The following is an 18,456-nucleotide window of genomic DNA, read 5'->3' as shown; positions in this document are numbered from 1 at the left end:
CCCTTTCCATACGCTCAGCGGGTTTCCGCGTGAGGACGAGAAGCCGTGCCACGAAGCCCCCTCAGTCGCTTCGCGACAGCTCCCCCAGAGGGGGAGCAGCTATTCGGTGCGGCGGCCGATCAGATCCTCCCCCTCTGGGGGAGGTGGCCCGGAGGGCCGGAGGGGGCCAGGGTCCGAGGGAAACAACTCCTCGCCACGCGCCTTTCCCTGCTGCACCATCCCGCCCGGAGGAGACGCCCATGAGCCCGCCCGCCGCCCCGCCGCCGGTCCCCCAGGACGTTCCCGAGGACGTCCCCAACGACGTCCAGGAGGCCGTCCGCACCCTGCTCCGCTGGACCGGCGAGGACCCGTCGCGCGAGGGGCTGGTCGACACCCCGTCGCGAGTGGCCCGGGCCTGGAAGGAATATTGCGTGGGCTATGGCGAGGACCCCAGCCAGCACCTGTCGCGCATGTTCCAGGAGGTGGGCGGCTATGACGACATCGTGCTGCTGAAGGACGTGCCGTTCCAGTCGCACTGCGAGCACCACATGGCCCCGATCATCGGCAAGGCGCACATCGCCTACCTGCCGCGCGACCGGGTGGTGGGCATCTCCAAGCTGGCGCGGGTGCTGCACGGCTTCGCCCGGCGGCTGCAGGTGCAGGAGCGCCTGACCGCCCAGATCGCCGACTGCCTGTGGGACAACCTCCAGCCCCTGGGCGTGGCCGTGGTCATCGAGGCCAGCCACGCCTGCATGAGCGGCCGCGGCGTGCGCACCCCGGGGGTGACGATGAAGACCAGCCGGATGATGGGGGTGTTCCGCGACGACCAGCGCTCGCGGCGCGAGGTGCTGTCGCTGATGGGCTTCTGAGGGGGCGGTCCGCTGTCGGCCGAAACTGCGCCGGACCCCGCCACGTTGATCCCGGAACCTCGTTCTTCCGGAGCCTCGAGCCATGCAACTCCACCGCGGCCGCCTGATCGACCACGTCCACCTGCGCACCCGGGACCTGCCGGCCATGAAACGGTTCTACAAGGCCGTGCTCGAGGCGGTGGGCGTGCCCCTGGTCGAGGGCGAGATCCCCGGGGCCGGGGAGCACGTCTACGCCGACGAGCTGTGGATCGACGTCGGCGAGCCGGCCAGCCACGTGCACCTGGCCTTCCAGGCCCCCGACCAGGAGGCGGTCAAGCGCTTCCACGCCGCCGCCCTGGCCAACGGCGGGCGCGACAACGGCGGTCCGGGCGAGCGGCCCTACCACCCCGGCTACTACGCCGCCTTCGCCTACGACCCGGACGGCAACAACATCGAGGCGGTCTATCACGGCCCCGCCGACCGCTCGGCCGACAGCGTGGTGATCACCTTCGAGGCGCCGAAGGGGTAGGCGTTCTTTAAATATCCGCTCATCCCGGCATTCGCCGGGATGAGCGGACTATTGGGAGGCCTCGAACGCCTCGAACGCGCGCTCCAGCCGCCACTGGGCCGCGGCCTTGCGGCTGCCGGCCAGGAAGGCGTCGCAGGCCGGGCCGGCCTTGGCGCAGGCGGCGACCGGCGTGCGCGGCGCGGCCCACAGGCTGGGGCCGGGCAGGAAGGCGTATTCCAGGCTGGCGCGAGCGGCGGCCTTCAGGTCGGCATAGCCCAGGCCCTGCTCGGTGACGGCGCGCAGATACTCGTTCGTCAGGTCGATGCGCGAGACGCCCTCGTCGTCGGTGGACAGCACGAACGGCACGCCGGCCTTGCGGTAGAGGGCCAGGGGGTGGTCGGCCCCCTTGACGCCCAGGATGACGTCGTTGCTGGTCAGGTTGATCTCGACGGCGATGCGGTCGCGGGCCATGCGGGCCAGCAGGTCCTGGGCGTCGGCCTCGTAGGCGATGTCGACGCCGTGGCCGATGCGGCGGGCCCCGGCGACCTCGACCGCCTGGCGGATGTGGAAGCGCAGGTCGCGCGGGGTGACCAGGCCCTGGGTCAGCTCGCCGGCGTGCAGCGACAGCTTCACGTCCGGATAGCGGGCGTGCAGGAATTGCAGCATGCGCATGTGCAGGGCGTAGTCGGCCAGGGCGGTCGGGTCGTCCTCGGGCGCGACGATGTTGACGCCGACGAAGCGCGGGTCGGCCTGGGCCAGGGCGAAGGCCGCCGTCAGCTGGGCGAACACCACCGACGGCGACAGGATGCGCACGGCGAACGCCTGGTAGCCCAGCTCGACGGCGCAGGGACCGGTGCGCGGCTTCTGCGCCAGGCAGCCCTGGCGGCGGTCGGCCTCGGCTTCGGCCGCGTCGAACTCCTGGCGGGCCTTGGCGGTCATGGCCGGGATGCCCGGCTCCAGCGCGGCCAGGGCCTTGACCATGTCGCCGTCCCAGGGCGTGTCGCGCGCCAGCCTGACCAGGTCGTACATCGCCGACGGGTTCACCGAGGTCTCGACATAGCCCACGTGGTCGCCGGCCGCGTAGTCGCGCGCCACCGCCAGCAGGTTGGGCAGGTTGCCGTCGGTCGCCGTCCCGAACCGGCCGAAGGTCGAGAAGAACTGGTCGTGGCCGGACGGCAGGGCCCCGTCGGCGCCGGGATTATAGTTGCGCATCGACAGCGAATTGATCGCCCGGCCGTAGAGGGCCGGATTGGTCTGGCCCAGGCCCCGGGCCGGAACCTTGCCCGGCGCGTCGCACGGCGCGGGGACGATGGCCGGCAGGGGGCCGGTGGTCACGCACAGGCCGTCGGCGTCGGCCCAGGCCAGGAAGTCCTCGGCATAGGCCGCGCCCGACAGGTGGTTGTGCAGGTCGCCGCCCTTGGGCATGGCCCGCAGGAACAGCCGCAGCTGGGCGCGGTCCTTGGCGGCGGCGGCGAAGCGCGCGGCGGTTCGGGCCTCCGGCGTCTGGGCGGGGTGAGCGGACTGGGCCTGCGCCGCGCCGGCCAGCAGCAGGGCGGCCAAGGCCGCGCCCGCCAATCGTTTCATGCCGTTCATCGTCTCGCCCCGCCCCTGCCGCCAACTGGCCCAAGGTGCGTTGCGTCGCCCGGCAAATCCAGGGCTTTGCGGCTCGGGATCGTGGAATGGGGCCGATCAGGCCACGGACGAGACCGGTCCGGCCTCGGGCGCCACCGACCAGTCGTGCAGCGGCAGGTTCAGCCACGGCAGCTGGGACGCGCCGACCGGCTGCTCCAGCAGGTCGGTCACCGCCTCGCCGGTCATGAACGGCACGCCCAGCTCGATGCAATGGTTCAGCTCGCGGCGGGTGCGGATGTCGGCCACGCCTTGCCAGACCTGCTTGCGACGATAGGCCGGCGCCTCGCGCACGAAGCGGCTGATCGTCGCCAGCCGGATCGGCTCGTCGCCGGGGGGCAGGACCAGGGTGACGCTGCCCGCCAGGTCGGCCGGCAGTTCGTCGATCTGGAAGGCCGGATCGGTGACCCGCAGGTCCAGCCGGCCGAAGAACGGGTCCAGGAACCGCTTGATCTGCGACAGGGCCGAGAACGAGGGGGCGCGGGGCGTGTCATAGACCCCGACCGCCAGCCGCAGCCGCGACGCGCGCGGCAGCGCTTCCAGGTGCGGCAGCAGGTCCGCCCGCGCCCGGGGCTTGACCAGGGTCGAGAAGCTGATCGGGAAGAACATCACGCCGACCGAGACGGCGGCCAGGGCCTCGGCCGCGCCGCCCAGGGTGGCGACGTCGTCCTCGGGGCGGTTGACCTCGACCTGCGGCGGGGTCAGGCCGAAGGCGGACGCCACCTGGGCCTGGCGCCAGACCGCAACGCTGCCGATGAAGGTCTGGCGGGGGCCGTGATAGACGCCGCGATAGCCGACCCGGGCCGGGGGCCCGGCCGGCGCGGCGTCGTCCAGGGCCGCCAGCTCCTCCATGGTCGGCGCGCCGCAAACCGGCCCGCCCTTCGGCACGACCGAACTGACCTCGGTCGGGGTGATCCGGCAGACTCGTCCAGCGAACGGGCTCTCGCCCTCGCCTTCCAGCAGGGCCATCAGCTGGGCGCCGTTGATGCCTGCGAAGCGCATCACGTCGGTCTGGTCGCCCTCGAACATCAGAAGGGCGATGTCGCCGGCGCCCTTGTCGCCGAACAGCTTGAACTGCAGGTCGCGGGCCAGGGCCTGGAGTTCGCGGGCGTCCAGCGCGGTGGCGCGCGGGTCGGCCAGCACGAACGAGAACGGCGCGACCAGGCCGTAGCGGCGCGGCCACAACCAGGTGGTCTCCAGATAGGCGCCCGCCACCTTGCCGACCAGTCCGGCCATGGTGTCGTTGTCGGCGAACCGCAGTTCGTCGCCCACGAAGACCTTCAAGCACGCGATCGCTGTCATGCCGCCACCCTACGCGTGGAAGGTTAGCGAAATCGACTCAAACGCGAGAAATTCGTCCGCGACCCACTGTCGCGGCGCCGCCAAGGTTGAGCTTCAGGCGACCTTCAGCGGCAGGCCCTGGGCCGGAGCGGCGCCGATCGGGCTGGCCATCAGGTCGCTGATCGCCGGGCCGGAGACGAACCGCAGGCCGGCTGCGCGGCAGGCCTCCAGTTCCCTGGGGTCGCGCAGGCCGGTCACGCCCTGCCGAACCCCCTTGGCGCGATAGGCGCCCTGGGCCGAGGCGAACTGGCCGATCGCCTCGACGCGGGCCCGCAGGTCGTCCTCGGGCAGCGACAGGGTGATGCTGGTGGCCAGCTCGCCCGGCAGGGTGGCGACCGGGAAGTTCGGCTCGGTGATGTTCAGGTCGATGAAGGCGAAGTGCGGCTGCAGGAACGTGCGGATCTGGCCCAGCAGGCCCAGCGAGGGCTCGCGCGGGGTGTCGTAGATCGTCGCGCCCAGCCGGGCCTGCAGGGCCAGCGGATAGCGGGACAGCCGGCGCTTGTAAGCCTCCTGCGAGGCCGGGTTGGTCAGGTTCCAGAAGCTGAACGGCGCGAACAGCATGCCCGCGTCGCCGCCCTTCTGGAAGGCCGGATGGGCGAACGCGGCCTGGGCGTCGTTCAGGCAGGTCAGGTCGCGGGTCAGCAGGGCGGCGTCCTCGGTGGGACGCGGGGCCAGCAGGTCGGCCCGCAGGCCGATCACCGCGCCGACGAACGACTCCGACGGTGGATGGTACAGGCCCCACCAGCCGGTGGCGGGCGGGGGCGGCGGCTTGGGCTTCTCGGCGATCGGCGCGGGCTTGGCGGCCGCGGCCGAGGGGGCCGGACGAGCGGCCGGCGTGGCCTCTACGGCGACAGCGGCGGTCGGCTCCGCGGCGCGGGCGACGGGGATGCCCTGGGCCGGCGCCGTCTGGCTCAGCGCGGCCTGCAGCGTTTCATCGATCACGGCCTCGCTGGGCGCGCTGGGCACGGCGCGAATTTCCTCGGCGGTGATCACCTGGACGTGGCCGGGCGGCCCGGCATAGCCGCGGCCGGCGATCAGGCTGGCCAGGGACGCCTGGGACAGGCTGGCGAACTGCAGGACGGCGGTCTCGTCGCCCTCGAAGGTCAGCAGGCAGACCTGGCCCGCCCCCTTTTCAGACTCGGGGCGGCCGGGGAACAGGCCGGCCTCCAGCTCGATCGCCAGGGTCTGCATCTCGACCGGATCCAGGCGCTCGGCCTTGGTGTCGGCCAGCACGAAGGCCAGGGGCGCGACGGCGCCGTAGCGGCGCGGGGCCTTCCAGCGATGCTTGAGATACAGGTCCGCAGCGGCTTCCACCTGGGAGACCGGGATGCTCCGACCCGCCTCGGCGGTCCCGGCGACCAGAATTCTCAAGCACGCAATAGCCGTCATGAGGCAGTAAACTACCTGCGAAAGCTTGGCGAAATCTTTACATGGACATGGGTAACGCCATCTTTACCTCGAAGATCGGCGTTATTCGCGGAACGGCGACAATTGGCGAGGTTCAGCGGCGGTCTAGGGCGTAGTTTTCTTGTGATTCGGCGGCTTTCACCGCAACGGGGCGGTTGTCATCCCGGAAGCCTCGCAGAGGCTGTCCGGGATCCAGGGGACTGGGTGAAGGCGGCGCGGCGGCCTGGATCCCGGACAAGCGCTACGCGCTTTCCGGGATGACAACGGAAGGCGACGCGGCCAATTCACAGTCACCCTAGGCGAACGTCTCCTGCAGCCGGAAATCCAGGCGCTGCCTGACGCCCGGCCAGTCGGCGTCGGTGATCGAGAACACGGCGGTGTCGCGCACGTGGCCGGTCCAGGTGATCTTGTGGTTGCGCAGCACGCCGTCCTTGTCGGCGCCCAGCTTCTCGACGGCCGCCTGGCTGCGGGCGTTGCGCACGTCGACCATGAACTCCACCCGGATCGCCCCGGAGTCGAAGGCGTGCTTGAGCAGCAGCAGCTTGGACTCCGGATTGACCGGGCCCGAACGGGCGTCGGGGTGCAGGAAGGTCGAGCCGACCTCCAGGCCCCGGTGCAGCTTGCGGATGTTCAGGTAGCTGGAGGTGCCGACCACCTTGTTGTCCTTCAGCCGGCGGATGGCGAAGCCGATCCGCTCGCCGCGCTCGGTCTCGCCCTTCAGCGCGCCCCACCAGTCGGCGAAGCCCTCGCCGCAGCCGTTGGTCGACATGATCTCCCAGCTCTCGGGGTCGCAGTCGATCGCCCCCTTCAGCTCGGCGCGCAGCTCTGGAGTGATCGGTTCCAGCCGCACATAGCGGCCTTCGAGGGGGCGAATCTGGATGTTCATGGGCGGCAGAATGCCTCCGCCCGGCGGCACCGCGCAAGCTCGGGCGCGACAGGTCCGGCGCATCAGGAAAGGCGGCCAGGAGCGTGAAGGCCGGCCCACACTGCTGACATGTCCTGACACCTCGCCGTCGCAAGTTCCGGGCGGCGGTCGCGCGCACGACCGTCTAACGACGATCGTCGGCCGCCCAAGGCCGCGACGCTGACGGGGAGCAGATCGATGGTTTCGTACGCGCCACGGGCCCGCCAGGGCCTGACCTCGCTATGGGCCGGACTGGGCCTGGCCGCCCTCGCCTTCGCCCCGGCCTTCGCCAACGACGCCGTCCCGACGCGCCAGGCCCTGGACGACGCCTGGTGGACCGGACCGATCCTGGCCTCCGGCGCCTCGACCCTGCCCAAGGGCCGGGCCCTGATCGAGCCCTACCTCTACGACGCCAAGCCCTATGGCGTGATCGACGGCGAGGGCAAGCGCCACGCCGCGCCGGCCGCCGACAGCTTCGGCTCCCAGACCTACCTGCTGTACGGCGTCACCGACACCTTCACCGCCGGCCTGATCCCCCGCTTCGGCCACGCCCGGTCCGGCGGCCGGTCCAGCAACGGGGTCCAACTGGGCGACCTGACCGTGCAGGGCCAGTACCGCCTGGCCAAGTGGAAGGAAGGCGGCCGCATGCCGACCGTCTCGCTGATGCTGCAGGAGACCCTGCCCACCGGCCGCCACGACCGGCTGGACGCCCGCCCCAGGGACGGCTTCGGCAGCGGGGCCTACGCCACCACGGTCGGCCTCAATTCCCAGACCTATTTCTGGACGCCGAACGGCCGCATCCTGCGCACCCGCCTGAACCTGGCCTACACACGCTCGGGTCACGCCGACGTGGAGGGCGTGAGCGTCTACGGCACGCCCGCCGGCTTTACGGGCCGCGCCAGGCCGGGCGACTCGTTCAATGTCGACCTGGCCTTCGAGTACAGCCTCACCCGCCGCTGGGTGGCGGCCATCGACCTGGCCTACCAGCGCGACGCCGCGACCACGGTGTCCGGCCGCGACGGGGCCGGCGGGGCCTACGAACGCCGCTCGCCGGTCAGCCAGGCCCTGATCCTGGCTCCAGCGGTCGAGTACAATTTCAGCCCGGTCCTGGGCGTGATCGCCGGCGCCCGCATCGTCCCGGCCGGCCGCAACACCACCGCCTCGGTGACGCCGGTGATCGCGGTGAACTACGTGCTGTAGGGAAACTCCCCCACTCCCCTTCAACCGTCATCCCGGGCCTTGTGCCCGGGATGACGGACCGGAGGAGGAACCCCCGCTTGCCGTCGGCCTCCGTTCGGTGCTAGAACGGTTTCAAACAAGCGTTTGACATCACAGGACGGGACCGGGAACGCCATGGATTTCGAAATCTCCGCCACCCAGCGCAGCTTCCTCGACCGGGTCACCGCGTTCATGGAAGAGCACGTCGTTCCCGCCGTCCCGATCTACGAGGCCGAGATGAACGTGCTCGGGGCCGAACGCTGGAAGGTCGTGCAGGTCGTCGAAGAGCTGAAGGCCAAGGCCAAGGCCGCCGGGCTGTGGAACTTCTTCATGCCGCCGCACAGCGGCCAGACCCATGTCGACGACAGCTTCCAGTTCGAGGGCGTCCAGCTGACCAACCTCGAATACAGCCTGATCGCCGAGCAGCTGGGCAAGATCGGCTTTGCGTCCGAGGTCTTCAACTGCTCGGCGCCCGACACCGGCAACATGGAAGTGCTGATGCGCTACGGCACGCTGGCGCAGAAGGAGCGCTGGCTGCGCCCGCTGATGAACGGCGAGATCCGCAGCGCCTTCCTGATGACCGAGCCGGCGGTGGCCAGCTCGGACGCCACCAATATCGAGACCCGCATCGAGCGCGACGGCGACCACTATGTGATCAACGGCCGCAAGTGGTGGAGCTCGGGCGTGGGCGACCCGCGCTGCAAGGTCGCCATCGTCATGGGCAAGACCGATCCCGACAACGCCAGCCGCCACCAGCAACAGAGCCAGGTGCTGGTGCCGATGGACAGCCCCGGCATCGAGATCGTCCGCATGCTGCCGGTGTTCGGCTATGACGACGCCCCGCACGGCCACGCCGAGGTGATCCTCAAGGACGTGCGCGTGCCCGTCGAGGACGCCCTCCTGCTCGGCGAGGGCCGCGGCTTCGAGATCGCCCAGGGGCGCCTGGGCCCCGGCCGCATCCACCACTGCATGCGCACCATCGGCACGGCCGAGGTGGCGCTGGAGAAGATGGTCAAGCGGCTGATGAGCCGGAAGGCGTTCGGCAAGTACATCTCCGACCACTCGGTCTGGGAGGAGCGCGTCGCCGAGGCCCGCATCAACATCGAGATGTGCCGCCTGCTGTGCCTGAAGGCCGCCGACATGATGGACAAGGCCGGCAACAAGTCGGCGCGGCTGGAGATCGCCATGATCAAGGTGGCGGCCCCGCGCCTGGCCCTGAAAATCATCGACGACGCCATCCAGGCCCATGGCGGCGGCGGCGTCACCACCGACTTCGGCCTGGCCAAGGCCTATGCCGGCATCCGCACCCTGCGCCTGGCCGACGGCCCGGACGAGGTGCACGAGCGCACCATCGCCCGGATGGAGTATGGCAAGTACGGCGACCTGGCCTACCAGCAGAAGGCCGAGCGCGAGCGGGCGCGGGAAGTGGCGGGGATCCGGTAGGGTCTTCGCCCCCGGTGACGACGAAGGCCTCCCGGTGCGAACCGGGAGGCCTTTTCTCTTGCTCCTTCCGTCCGTCATCCTCGGACTTGTTCCGAGCCCCCTGCCTCAGCCGAACTGATGGGTAATCTGCGGAGCGGTGAGATCGCGGACGATTCCCCATCGACAAGCGGGCGGATAGAGAGGTCCTCGGAACAAGTCCGAGGATGACGGCCGTGGTTGGGCGGATCAGCCCGCCGTCCTACCCCGCCGGCGACCTCACGCTGGGCCGTTCGGCCACCTTCGCCCGCCACGCCGCCAGCGCCGCGCACTCTTCCGGGATCGCGATCCGGGCGAAATCGGCGAAGGCCAGGCCGCCCCACACGGTGATGTCGGCCATCGAGAAGGTCTCGCCGGCCACGTAGGGCTGGTCGCGCAGCACCTTGTCGAAATAGCGCATGCCGGCCACGGCCTTGTCGCGCGAGCGCTCGCCCCAGGCCTGGCGGCCGTCCCAGTCGGGGCTTTTGTGAGGCAGCATCTTCGGACCCAGCCCCGGGGTGGCGTGGTGGAAATAGATCCCCACCGCGTCGATCAGCTCGGACTCGGCCCGCTTCTGCATCATGTGGATCACCGCCTTCTCGCGCGGCGTCCGGCCGGTCAGCACCGGGTTTCCGTCGAGGTTGTCCAGGTATTCGGTGATCGCCGTGCATTCGGAGATGAACAGACCGTCGTCCAACTCCAGCACCGGCACGGTGCCGGTCGGGTTCTTCTCCAGGAAGGCCGGCTGCTTGTGCTCCGCCCCCGGCAGGTCGACCGGCACGAAGGTGACGTCGGATCCCAGGCCCTTCTCGGCCAGGGCGATGCGGACGCGGGCCGGATTGGGCCCGATGGCGAAGTCGTGGATTTTCATGGCGGCTGCCTTTTCGATGATTCTACCTATCAGTAGATAGGCAAATCGGTAAAGGCCTTTCGCGGCGCGTCGTCAACAATTATCTATCGGTAGGTAGGCGAGGAATCAGCAGTGCCCCCCGAGACGAAGCCGGATACGAGACAGGCGATCCTGGACGCCGGCCAGGCCGTGGTGCAGGCCCGCGGCTACAACGCCCTGAGCTTCCGCGACCTGGCCAAGACGGTCGGGATCAAGAGCGCCAGCATCCACTACCACTTCCCGACCAAGGGCGACCTGGGCGCGGCCCTGGCCAAGCGCTACACCGAGACCGCCGCCAAGGCCTTCGAGCATATCCTGGCCGTCGCGCCCGACGCCGCCGGGCGCATGCGGCTCTACACCGACGTCTTCCGCGGCGCCCTGATCAACGACAACCGCATGTGCCTGGTCGGGATCATGGCCGCTGAAAAGGCCGACATGCCGGCCGAGGTGATGGCCGAGGTCGAAAGGTTCATCGCCCTGAACGTCGCCTGGCTGACCCAGGTTCTGGGCCTGACCGGCCCCGAGGCCGACCCGAAGGCCCTGGCGGTGCTGTCGGCCATCAACGGCGCCCAGTTGCTGGCGCGGGGCGGCGGCGACGTGGCGATCTACGACCGCACGATCGCCGCCTATCGAACGGCGGGGCTGTTTCCGTGAGCCCCACCCCTGGCCTCACCCTCGACCGCAGAGCACCTCGGCGATCTGCACCGCGTTGAGCGCCGCGCCCTTGCGCAGGTTGTCGCCGGTCACGAACAGCGCCAGGCCGTGCGCGACGGTCGGGTCCGCCCGCACCCGGCCGACGAACACCGGATCCTGGCCCGTGGCCGCCAGCGGATTGGGCGCCTCGGCCAGCACCACGCCCGGCGCCCGGCCCAGCAGGTCCAGCGCCTGGGCCACGCTCAGCGGCCGCTCGAACTCGGCGTTGATCGACAGCGAGTGGCCCGTGAACACCGGCACCCGCACGCAGGTGCCCGACACCGGCAGGCCGGGGATCTCCAGGATCTTGCGGCTCTCGTCGCGTAGCTTGGCCTCCTCCTCGGTATAGCCGTCCTCGCCGAGCTTGTAGTTCAGCGGCACGACGTTGAAGGCGATGGGCGCGACCCACTTCTTCGGCGCGGGGAAGGCGACCGCCCCGCCGTCGCGGGCCAGGGCGGCGGCGCCGTCCGCTGCCGCCAGCACCTGCTCGCGCAATTCCTCGATCCCGGCCACGCCGCCGCCCGACACCGCCTGGTAGGTGCTGACCGTCAGCCGCTTCAGGCCGGCCGCCGCGTGCAGCGGCTTCAGGACCGGCATGGCCGCCATGGTCGTGCAGTTGGGGTTGGCGACGATCCCCTTGGGGATCGCGGCCAGGGCGTGGGGGTTCACCTCGGCCACCACCAGCGGCACGTCCGGATCGTCGCGCCAGGCCGAGGAGTTGTCGATGACGATCGCCCCGGCCGCCGCCACCTTCGGCGCCAGGGCGCGCGAGGTGTCGCCGCCAGCCGAGAAGAACACGATGTCCAGGCCGGCGTAGTCGGCGGTCGCGGCGTCCTCGACCACGATCTCCCGTTCGCCCCAGGCCAGGGTCGTTCCGGCCGACCGGGCCGAGGCGAACAGGCGCAGCGACTTCAGCGGGAAGTTCCGCTCGGCCAGCAGGGTCCGCATCATCTCGCCGACCAGGCCGGTGGCGCCGACGATGCCGACATGGGGAGGATTGGAACGGGAAAAGGCCGGGGTCATGTCATGCGTCTCCTAAGGATGCGGAGGCGCGGGGAGTCTTGCCGGTCTGGACAGGACGGCCCCGCGCGTCGGCGGGGCTTCTGTCCGGATGGTCGCGCTCTAGACCTCGCGCACACCCGCAGACGCCCCGCCGAAGCGGGTCGTTTTGCGAATAATGGCTTTGGTCATCACGACGGACATGGCCCAGCTCTCTAGGGACGAACGCGGCGGATGTAAACCATCCGCCGCCGAACGCCGATCAGTTGCCCTCCGGAACCGGCGACATCGCCGCCACCGCCTGGCCGGCCACCGGGATCATGAACCCGGGGACCGCACGCGGGGCCGGGGCCGGCGCCGCCGTCGGGACCGTCGCCCCGCCGGCCGCGTCGTTGACGCACTGGGCGGTGTCGATCAGGGCGTGCTGGCCCAGGCAGAAGACGTCCTCGTAGTGCGGACCGGCCACCGCCAGGCACTGGTAGAGGTTCAATTTGGCCATCTTCATGCAGAAGCCGCTCTTCGGTTCGCGCATGACGACGTCCAGCCTGGCGACGTCCTCGTCGCCGGCCGCGCCCAGCACCGCCAGGGCGGCCAGGGCGGCGGCGCGCACGGTCACCGGGGTGAAGGCCGCCCCGCCCTCGCCGCCTGAACCCGCGCCGTCGCGCGGCGCGGTCGCCGCCTGGATCAGCCGGCCGGCGTCCGCGTCGCCGGGCTGGAAGAAGGCGGCCGACATCGCCTTGACCCTGGCCAGGCGGCCGGCGTTGTCGGCGACTGGCCCTTTGGACCAGTCCTGGTGCTGGATGTCGTAGGCCGCCTGCTTGACCGCCTTGCCGGTGGCGCCCAGCGGCGCGCCGCGCCGGAGCAGGGCGGCCTGGGCCCGGCTGGCGGCGGCGGCGACGCCGTCGATCTCGACGACGCTTTCGGGGTTGGCTTCCAGCCGCTGGATCAGCGCCTCGGGCGGCGTTTCGCGCGCCGCCTGGCGGACGCCGTCGATGAAGGCCTCCTCCTGCAAGGCCGCGATGGCGCCGTAGGCGATCATGCCGGCGTCCAGCTGCTCGGGCTGGTAGGCCGCGCCCTTGGCCAGGGCCTCGGCGACGCCGCCGCCGCTGTCGAACGCCGCCGAGATGGTCCCGGCGCCGCGGGTGTAGGTTTCGAAGGCGCTGGCCGCGGCGACTAGGTCGCGGGCCAGGCTGACGCCGGGCGCGCCGCGCTCCTGGCGGGCGACGGCGAAACCGGAGATGGCGACGGCGGCGATCAGCGCGCTCGTCGCCCAAAGGACAGGTTGCTTCATGGTGATGGCCCCAGACCGAACATGGGACCTATTGGGCGACCGCCTCGGTTGACCACCCTCTAATGTTCATGCCGAATAGGACGTTAACACCTATGTATTGGACCGTTTTCGCCGGGCCTTTTGTCGCACCACAGCTTTGCCACGACCGGCATGTTCAGATTGGTGTCTTTCTATCCGAAAAGTACGAACAATGGACATTCACACATCGATGAATATTATTCACCCGAAGATTGCAAACCTCTGCAACCCCACACCACGACCACCACGGATGACGAGGTCCGAAAACCGCGAGACGGCGCTTCGTCCGGGGCTATGATCGGGCGCATGGACCTTGATCCCGACGCCTGTTACCGCGCCATCCAGACCCGCGACGCCCGCTTCGACGGCCGGCTGTTCGTGGCCGTGAAGACGACGGGCATCTACTGCCGGCCGGTGTGTCCGGCCCGCACGCCCAAGCGCGAGAACGTCACCTTCCACGCCACCGCCGCCTCGGCCCAGGAGGCCGGCTATCGCGCCTGCCTGCGCTGCAGGCCCGAGACTTCGCCGCAGTTGGGGGCGTGGAACGGGGCGTCCAACACCGTCAGCCGCGCCCTGGCCCTGATCGAGGCCGGCGCGCTCGATGAAGGAGACGTGGAAACTCTGGCCGAGCGGGTCGGGGTCGGCGGGCGTCAGCTGCGGCGGCTGTTCCTGCAGCACCTGGGCGCGACGCCGGTGGGCGTGGCCCAGACCCGGCGGGTGCTGCTGGCCAAGCAGCTGATCCACGAGACCGACCTGCCGATGGGCGAGGTGGCCCTGGCCGCCGGCTTCGGCAGCGTGCGGCGCTTCAACGAGACCTTCCAGCAACTCTACGACCGGCCGCCCGCCGCCCTGCGCCGCAGGAAAGCCCTCCCCGCTCCCGCCGGAGAAGCCATTTCCCTGACCCTGCGCTATCGCCCGCCCTACGACTGGGACGGCATGCTGGCCTTCCTGGCCATGCGGGCGATCCCCGGCGTCGAGGTCGTCGAGAACGATGTCTACCGTCGGGTCATCGCCCTGGACGGCGCGGCTGGGACCCTGGCCGTGGCGCCGATCGGCGGCGACCGGCTGAGCGTGGCGGTGCGGTTCCCCAAGCCCTCGGCCCTGCCCCGCATCCTGGCCCGGGTACGCGGGGTGTTCGACCTGTCGGCCGACCCGGTCGGCATCGGCGAGGTGCTGTCGCGCGATCCGGACCTGGCGCGCCGGGTGGCCCTGCGGCCCGGCCTGCGGGTGCCCGGGGCCTGGGATGGGTTCGAGCTGGCGGTGCGGGCGATCCTGGGCCAGCAGATCACCGTGGTCCAGGCCCGCAAGCTGGCCGGCGACCTGACCGCCGCATACGGCGAGCCGCTGTCGCAGACGTCTCCCGGTTTGGGGGCCGAACCGGGCCTGACCCACGCCTTCCCGTCGGCCCGGCGCCTGGCCGACGCCGACCTGTCCGGCCTGAAGATGCCCGGCGCCCGCATCCGCTGCCTGTCGGCCATGGCCGAGGCGGTCGCCGCCGACCCGAACCTGCTGTCGCCGACCGCCAGCCTGACGCAGATGGTCGCCCGCCTGCGCGCCTTGCCCGGCATCGGCGAATGGACGGCCCAGTACATCGCCATGCGCCAGCTGCGCGAGCCCGACGCCTTCCCGGCCGCCGACGTCGCCCTGATGCGCGCCCTGGCCGACGCCGACGGCGTCCGCCCGACGGCGGATCAGCTGCTGGCGCGGGCCGAGGCCTGGCGGCCCTGGCGGGCCTACGCCGCCCTGCACCTGTGGGCCTCGCTGGCCGATGAGGGCGCCCCGCCGGTCCGGAAGGTGAAGCGTGCGGCCTGAGATCCTGACGCTGGACGTGCTGGCCACCCCGATCGGCGAGGTCGACGTGGTCGCCGACGCCGAGGGCCGGCTGCGGGTGCTGGAGTTCCACGACCGGCCCCAACGCCTGGCCGGCGCCCTGCGCCTGCACCACCGCGGCCAGACGGTGGCGGCCGGCGCGGCGCCGGCGGCGGTGCGCGACGGGCTTGAGGCCTATTTCGCCGGCGAGCTTGCGGCGCTGAAGACCATCCCCTGGACGATCGGCGGCACGGCCTTCCAGCAGCAGGTCTGGAACGCCCTGGTCGAGATCCCGCTGGGTGAAACGACCAGCTACGCCCGCCTGGCCGAGCGGATCGGACGCCCCGCCGCCGTGCGCGCGGTCGGCGCGGCCAACGGCGCCAACCCGATCGCGGTCGTCGTGCCCTGCCACCGGGTGATCGGGACCGGCGGCGCCCTGACCGGCTATGGCGGCGGCGTCGAGCGCAAGCGCTGGCTGCTGGCGTACGAGCGCGGCGACCAGTCCTGAAGGCGCGCGCCCTCGCCCTTCGTCGACGCTCAGGCGCCGTTCGTCGATTTCCCCGCGGCTCGCTGTCGCATTCCCGGTCAAAGCCGCGTCCTTGGGCAAGAGCCTTCTGGAGCGCCCCATGACCGTCCCTGTCCTCGAAGCCCCCGTCCTCCTCGAAACCAAGACCCTGCTGGACGGCTTGGTGATGGGCGAGTCGCCGCGCTGGTGGAACGACCGGCTGTGGGTCTGCGACTGGGGCGCGCGCGAGCTGATCACGGTCGACATGGCCGGACGGCGCGAGACGATCGTTCCGGTCGACGCCCTGCCGTTCTGCATCGACCCCCTGCCCGACGGCCGGCTGCTGGTCAGCGCGGCCGGCCAGGTGTCGTACATGGCGCCGCACCGCCAGCTGAAGCCCTATGCCGACCTGTCGGCGCTGTCGGCCAAGCCCTGGAACGAGATCGTCGTTGTCGCCGAGGGGGATGGCCGGGGCAACGCCTATGTCAACAACATCGGCTTCGACTTCCCGCACGGCGAGCCGACGACCGGGATCATCGCTTTGGTCACGCCGGATGGCGCGGCGCGCCAGGTCGCCGACGGCGTGGCCTTTCCGAACGGCATGGCGGTCACCCCCGACGGCGCGACCCTGATCGTCGCGGAGTCCTACGGCCAACGCCTGACCGCCTTCGACATCGCCCCCGACGGCGGCCTTGCGAACCGGCGAATCTGGGCCGAGGTCGACGGCCATCCCGACGGGATCTGCCTCGATGCCGACGGAGCGCTCTGGTACGCCGACGTGCCGGGCCGCTGCTGCGTGCGGGTGGCCGAGGGCGGGCGGGTCCTGGCCCGAGTCGAGGCTGACCGCGGCTGCTTCTCCTGCGCCCTGGGCGGTCCGGACGGAACCACCCTGTTCATCGTCGCCGCCGACTGGCGCGGGCCGGAGGGCATGGCCCGGCCGGCGCGAACCGGCGTGGTGCTGACGGCCCAGGCGCCGGCGCCCGCCGCCACGCGGACCTAAGCCCGCACGCCACGCGTTGCCTCGCCCCGCTCAGCCCGTAAGATGGCGCGGTCCCGCGAAACCGTCAGGCCTCATGCAGCTGTCCCTCCCGACCTCCACCTCCGTGCGCTGGCTCAGCTGGCTGCGGCGGCGGATCCGGTCCAGCGAGCTGTGGCTAATCGCCGTGGCCACCCTGATCGGGGCCGGGGCCGGGGCGCTGGCCGTGCTGCAGGCCAAGCTGGCCCACGGCCTGCAGGTGCTGCTGTTCGCCATCAATATCGACGAGCGGCTCAGCGCCCAGAGCGTGATCGCCCCCTGGCGGACCCTGGCCATCCCCCTGGGCGGGCTGGTGCTGGGCGTCGCCACCTGGGCCTGGCTGAAATACCGCCCCAAGCCGGCCGTCGACCCGGTGGAGGCCAACGCCCTGCACGGCGGCCATCTGTCGGTCCGCGACAGCGCCTTCATCTGCGGCCAGACCCTGCTGTCGAACGGAGTCGGGGCCTCGGTCGGGCTGGAGGCCGCCTACGCCCAGGCCGGGGCGGCCATCGCCTCGTTCGTCGGCCAGCGGCTGAACCTGCGGCGGGCCGACATGCGCACCCTGGTCGGGGCGGGGGCCGGGGCGGCCATCGCCGCCGCCTTCGGCGCGCCCCTGACCGGCGCCTTCTACGCGTTCGAGATCGTGATCGGGGCCTACACCGTCGCCAACCTGGCCCCGGTGGCCGCCGCCGCCCTGGCCGCGGTGCTGGTGGCCGGGCGGATGGGCGGCCTGCCCTATCTGCTGAAGACCTCGACCCCGGCCGTGCAGTCGTGGTTCGACTACGGCCTCTACGCCCTGCTGGGCGTGGTCTGCGCGTTCGCGGGCGTGGCCCTGATGCGGCTGGTGGCCTCGGCCGAGGGGCTGGTCGGCAAGTCGAAGCTGCCCAAGACCTTCAGGCCGATGGTCGGCGGCCTGGCCCTGGCGGCCATGGCGATGATCACTCCCCAGACCCTGTCGGCGGGCCACGGCGCGGTGCACGTCAACCTGACGGCCGACCTGGGCCTGAGGATGCTGCTGATCCTGCTGGCCATGAAGGCCCTGGCCAGCGTGGTGTCGCTGAGCTTCGGCTTCCGGGGCGGCCTGTTCTTCGCCTCGCTGTTCCTGGGCGTGCTGGTGGGCCAGATCTTCGCGGCCCTGACCGTGTTCGTGCCCTGGCTGCCGTCGCTGGACCCGACGGTGGCGGCCCTGGTCGGACTGGGCGCGTTTGGGGTGGCGGTGGTCGGCGGGCCCTTCACCATGTCGTTCCTGGTGTTGGAGGCGACCGGCGACTTCACCGTGGCGGCCGCCGCCCTGGTGGCCTCGCTGATCGCCAGCGCCCTGGTGCGAGAGACCTTCGGCTACTCGTTCTCGACCTGGCGGCTGCACCTGCGCGGCGAGACCATCCGCAGCGCCCACGACGTCAGCTGGATGCGGCCCCTGACCGCCGGGCGGATGATGCGCAAGGACGCCAAGACCATCCCCGCCGAGGCCACCCTGGCGGAGTTTCGCCGCCGCTATCCGCTGGGCTCTACCAAGCGGGTGGTGATCCTGGACGCCGCCGGCCGCTACGCCGGCATCGTCCGCACCGCCCTGGCCTACGCCCATCCCGACGACAGCGAGGCGGCCGTCGCCTCCCTGGCCCTCTACGCCGACACCGCCCTGATGGCCGACCAGTCGATCAAGGAGGTCATGCGCGCCTTCGACCACACCCAGGCCGACGAACTGGCGGTGATCGACGCCAACCGCGAGGTGATCGGGATCCTGTCGGAAGCCTATGCGACGCGGCGCTATGCGGAGGAGCTGGACAAGGCGCGCAGGGAGCTGACGGGGGAAGCGGGGTAGGTTTCGAACCGCGGAGCTTCCCAACGGTTGTCATCCCGGAAGCCTCGCAGAGGCTGTCCGGGATCCAGGGGACTGGGCTGATGCGGTGCAGCGGCCCTCGATCCCGGACAAGCGCTACGCGCT

Annotated in this window: 16 protein-coding genes; 9 read left to right on the top strand and 7 right to left on the bottom strand. The window is 71.1% G+C overall.

From position 1 onward, the window contains the following. Nucleotides 1-239 precede the first annotated feature (239 nt). Together folE and BM066_RS15980 are read left to right on the top strand one after the other, a co-directional pair. On the top strand, nucleotides 240-848 hold the full coding sequence (gene folE, locus BM066_RS15985; RefSeq protein ID WP_089929532.1) for a GTP cyclohydrolase I FolE: 609 nt from the start codon (nucleotides 240-242) through the stop codon (nucleotides 846-848). A gap of 82 nt (nucleotides 849-930) precedes the next feature. After that, entirely contained in the window at nucleotides 931-1,356 is a 426-nt protein-coding gene (locus BM066_RS15980; RefSeq protein ID WP_089929530.1) for a VOC family protein, read from the top strand. Nucleotides 1,357-1,404: 48 nt separating this feature from the next. Here the strand turns inward: BM066_RS15980 and BM066_RS15975 are convergent, their stop codons facing one another. The 4 genes from BM066_RS15975 to BM066_RS15960 form a co-directional block, all read right to left on the bottom strand. Then, nucleotides 1,405-2,919: an adenosine deaminase family protein gene (locus BM066_RS15975; RefSeq protein WP_089929535.1), complete on the bottom strand. Its 1,515-nt coding sequence runs from the start codon at nucleotides 2,917-2,919 to the stop codon at nucleotides 1,405-1,407. Between the two features lie 105 nt (nucleotides 2,920-3,024). Beyond that, entirely contained in the window at nucleotides 3,025-4,266 is a 1,242-nt protein-coding gene (locus BM066_RS26495) for a hypothetical protein (RefSeq protein WP_089929528.1), read from the bottom strand. Nucleotides 4,267-4,359: 93 nt separating this feature from the next. Next, nucleotides 4,360-5,676, bottom strand: coding sequence for a hypothetical protein (locus BM066_RS15965; protein WP_255367620.1), 1,317 nt, complete (start codon nucleotides 5,674-5,676; stop codon nucleotides 4,360-4,362). 331 nt (nucleotides 5,677-6,007) lie between these two features. Further along, on the bottom strand, nucleotides 6,008-6,598 hold the full coding sequence (locus BM066_RS15960; protein WP_089929523.1) for a GNAT family N-acetyltransferase: 591 nt from the start codon (nucleotides 6,596-6,598) through the stop codon (nucleotides 6,008-6,010). 216 nt (nucleotides 6,599-6,814) lie between these two features. On the opposite strand from BM066_RS15960, the gene BM066_RS15955 reads away from it, so the two are divergent. Together BM066_RS15955 and BM066_RS15950 are read left to right on the top strand one after the other, a co-directional pair. Further along, the gene (locus tag BM066_RS15955; protein ID WP_089929521.1) at nucleotides 6,815-7,816 is read left to right on the top strand and encodes a transporter; all 1,002 of its coding nucleotides are present in this window, start codon (nucleotides 6,815-6,817) and stop codon (nucleotides 7,814-7,816) included. Between the two features lie 153 nt (nucleotides 7,817-7,969). After that, nucleotides 7,970-9,277, top strand: a complete 1,308-nt coding sequence (locus BM066_RS15950; RefSeq protein WP_089929520.1) for an acyl-CoA dehydrogenase family protein — start codon at nucleotides 7,970-7,972, stop codon at nucleotides 9,275-9,277. 238 nt (nucleotides 9,278-9,515) lie between these two features. On the opposite strand, the gene BM066_RS15945 is transcribed toward BM066_RS15950, so the two are convergent. Next, nucleotides 9,516-10,163 (bottom strand): glutathione S-transferase family protein, encoded by a 648-nt coding sequence (locus tag BM066_RS15945; RefSeq protein ID WP_089929518.1) that lies wholly within the window; start codon nucleotides 10,161-10,163, stop codon nucleotides 9,516-9,518. A 111-nt stretch (nucleotides 10,164-10,274) separates the two neighbouring features. On the opposite strand from BM066_RS15945, the gene BM066_RS27290 reads away from it, so the two are divergent. Beyond that, nucleotides 10,275-10,835, top strand: a complete 561-nt coding sequence (locus BM066_RS27290) for a TetR/AcrR family transcriptional regulator (protein WP_089929516.1) — start codon at nucleotides 10,275-10,277, stop codon at nucleotides 10,833-10,835. A 15-nt stretch (nucleotides 10,836-10,850) separates the two neighbouring features. On the opposite strand, the gene BM066_RS15935 is transcribed toward BM066_RS27290, so the two are convergent. Together BM066_RS15935 and BM066_RS15930 are read right to left on the bottom strand one after the other, a co-directional pair. Further along, nucleotides 10,851-11,897, bottom strand: a complete 1,047-nt coding sequence (locus BM066_RS15935; RefSeq protein ID WP_089929514.1) for an aspartate-semialdehyde dehydrogenase — start codon at nucleotides 11,895-11,897, stop codon at nucleotides 10,851-10,853. 238 nt (nucleotides 11,898-12,135) lie between these two features. Next, nucleotides 12,136-13,164 (bottom strand): hypothetical protein, encoded by a 1,029-nt coding sequence (locus BM066_RS15930; RefSeq protein WP_089929512.1) that lies wholly within the window; start codon nucleotides 13,162-13,164, stop codon nucleotides 12,136-12,138. Nucleotides 13,165-13,488: 324 nt separating this feature from the next. On the opposite strand from BM066_RS15930, the gene BM066_RS15925 reads away from it, so the two are divergent. The 4 genes from BM066_RS15925 to BM066_RS15910 all read left to right on the top strand — a co-directional run bounded on the left by BM066_RS15925 (nucleotide 13,489) and on the right by BM066_RS15910 (nucleotide 18,333). Beyond that, a complete protein-coding gene (locus BM066_RS15925) occupies nucleotides 13,489-14,994 on the top strand; it encodes a DNA-3-methyladenine glycosylase 2 family protein (RefSeq protein WP_177218479.1) in 1,506 nt (501 codons plus the stop codon). After that, complete coding sequence (locus tag BM066_RS15920; protein WP_089929508.1) at nucleotides 14,984-15,499, top strand: methylated-DNA--[protein]-cysteine S-methyltransferase; 516 nt, start codon at nucleotides 14,984-14,986, stop codon at nucleotides 15,497-15,499. The genes BM066_RS15925 and BM066_RS15920 overlap by 11 nt, the downstream gene beginning before the upstream one ends. A gap of 118 nt (nucleotides 15,500-15,617) precedes the next feature. After that, nucleotides 15,618-16,496 (top strand): SMP-30/gluconolactonase/LRE family protein, encoded by an 879-nt coding sequence (locus tag BM066_RS15915; protein WP_089929507.1) that lies wholly within the window; start codon nucleotides 15,618-15,620, stop codon nucleotides 16,494-16,496. A gap of 73 nt (nucleotides 16,497-16,569) precedes the next feature. Then, nucleotides 16,570-18,333: a chloride channel protein gene (locus BM066_RS15910; protein ID WP_089929504.1), complete on the top strand. Its 1,764-nt coding sequence runs from the start codon at nucleotides 16,570-16,572 to the stop codon at nucleotides 18,331-18,333. Nucleotides 18,334-18,456: the final 123 nt, after the last annotated feature.

This window comes from Caulobacter sp. UNC279MFTsu5.1 (assembly GCF_900114015.1).
In the GTDB taxonomy this organism is placed as follows: domain Bacteria; phylum Pseudomonadota; class Alphaproteobacteria; order Caulobacterales; family Caulobacteraceae; genus Caulobacter.
Note: the sequence above shows the minus strand (reverse complement) of the source record. Positions and strands in the feature narration are given on the sequence as shown.

What these genes read in the sequence shown, in the direction of transcription:
- folE (WP_089929532.1), top strand. Translation starts at nt 240, where the DNA reads ATGAGCCCGCCCGCCGCCCCGCCGCCGGTCCCCCAGGACGTTCCCGAG.
- BM066_RS15980 (WP_089929530.1), top strand. Translation starts at nt 931, where the DNA reads ATGCAACTCCACCGCGGCCGCCTGATCGACCACGTCCACCTGCGCACC.
- BM066_RS15975 (WP_089929535.1), bottom strand. Translation starts at nt 2,919, where the DNA reads ATGAAACGATTGGCGGGCGCGGCCTTGGCCGCCCTGCTGCTGGCCGGC.
- BM066_RS26495 (WP_089929528.1), bottom strand. Translation starts at nt 4,266, where the DNA reads ATGACAGCGATCGCGTGCTTGAAGGTCTTCGTGGGCGACGAACTGCGG.
- BM066_RS15960 (WP_089929523.1), bottom strand. Translation starts at nt 6,598, where the DNA reads ATGAACATCCAGATTCGCCCCCTCGAAGGCCGCTATGTGCGGCTGGAA.
- BM066_RS15955 (WP_089929521.1), top strand. Translation starts at nt 6,815, where the DNA reads ATGGTTTCGTACGCGCCACGGGCCCGCCAGGGCCTGACCTCGCTATGG.
- BM066_RS15950 (WP_089929520.1), top strand. Translation starts at nt 7,970, where the DNA reads ATGGATTTCGAAATCTCCGCCACCCAGCGCAGCTTCCTCGACCGGGTC.
- BM066_RS15945 (WP_089929518.1), bottom strand. Translation starts at nt 10,163, where the DNA reads ATGAAAATCCACGACTTCGCCATCGGGCCCAATCCGGCCCGCGTCCGC.
- BM066_RS15935 (WP_089929514.1), bottom strand. Translation starts at nt 11,897, where the DNA reads ATGACCCCGGCCTTTTCCCGTTCCAATCCTCCCCATGTCGGCATCGTC.
- BM066_RS15930 (WP_089929512.1), bottom strand. Translation starts at nt 13,164, where the DNA reads ATGAAGCAACCTGTCCTTTGGGCGACGAGCGCGCTGATCGCCGCCGTC.
- BM066_RS15925 (WP_177218479.1), top strand. Translation starts at nt 13,489, where the DNA reads ATGGACCTTGATCCCGACGCCTGTTACCGCGCCATCCAGACCCGCGAC.
- BM066_RS15915 (WP_089929507.1), top strand. Translation starts at nt 15,618, where the DNA reads ATGACCGTCCCTGTCCTCGAAGCCCCCGTCCTCCTCGAAACCAAGACC.
- BM066_RS15910 (WP_089929504.1), top strand. Translation starts at nt 16,570, where the DNA reads ATGCAGCTGTCCCTCCCGACCTCCACCTCCGTGCGCTGGCTCAGCTGG.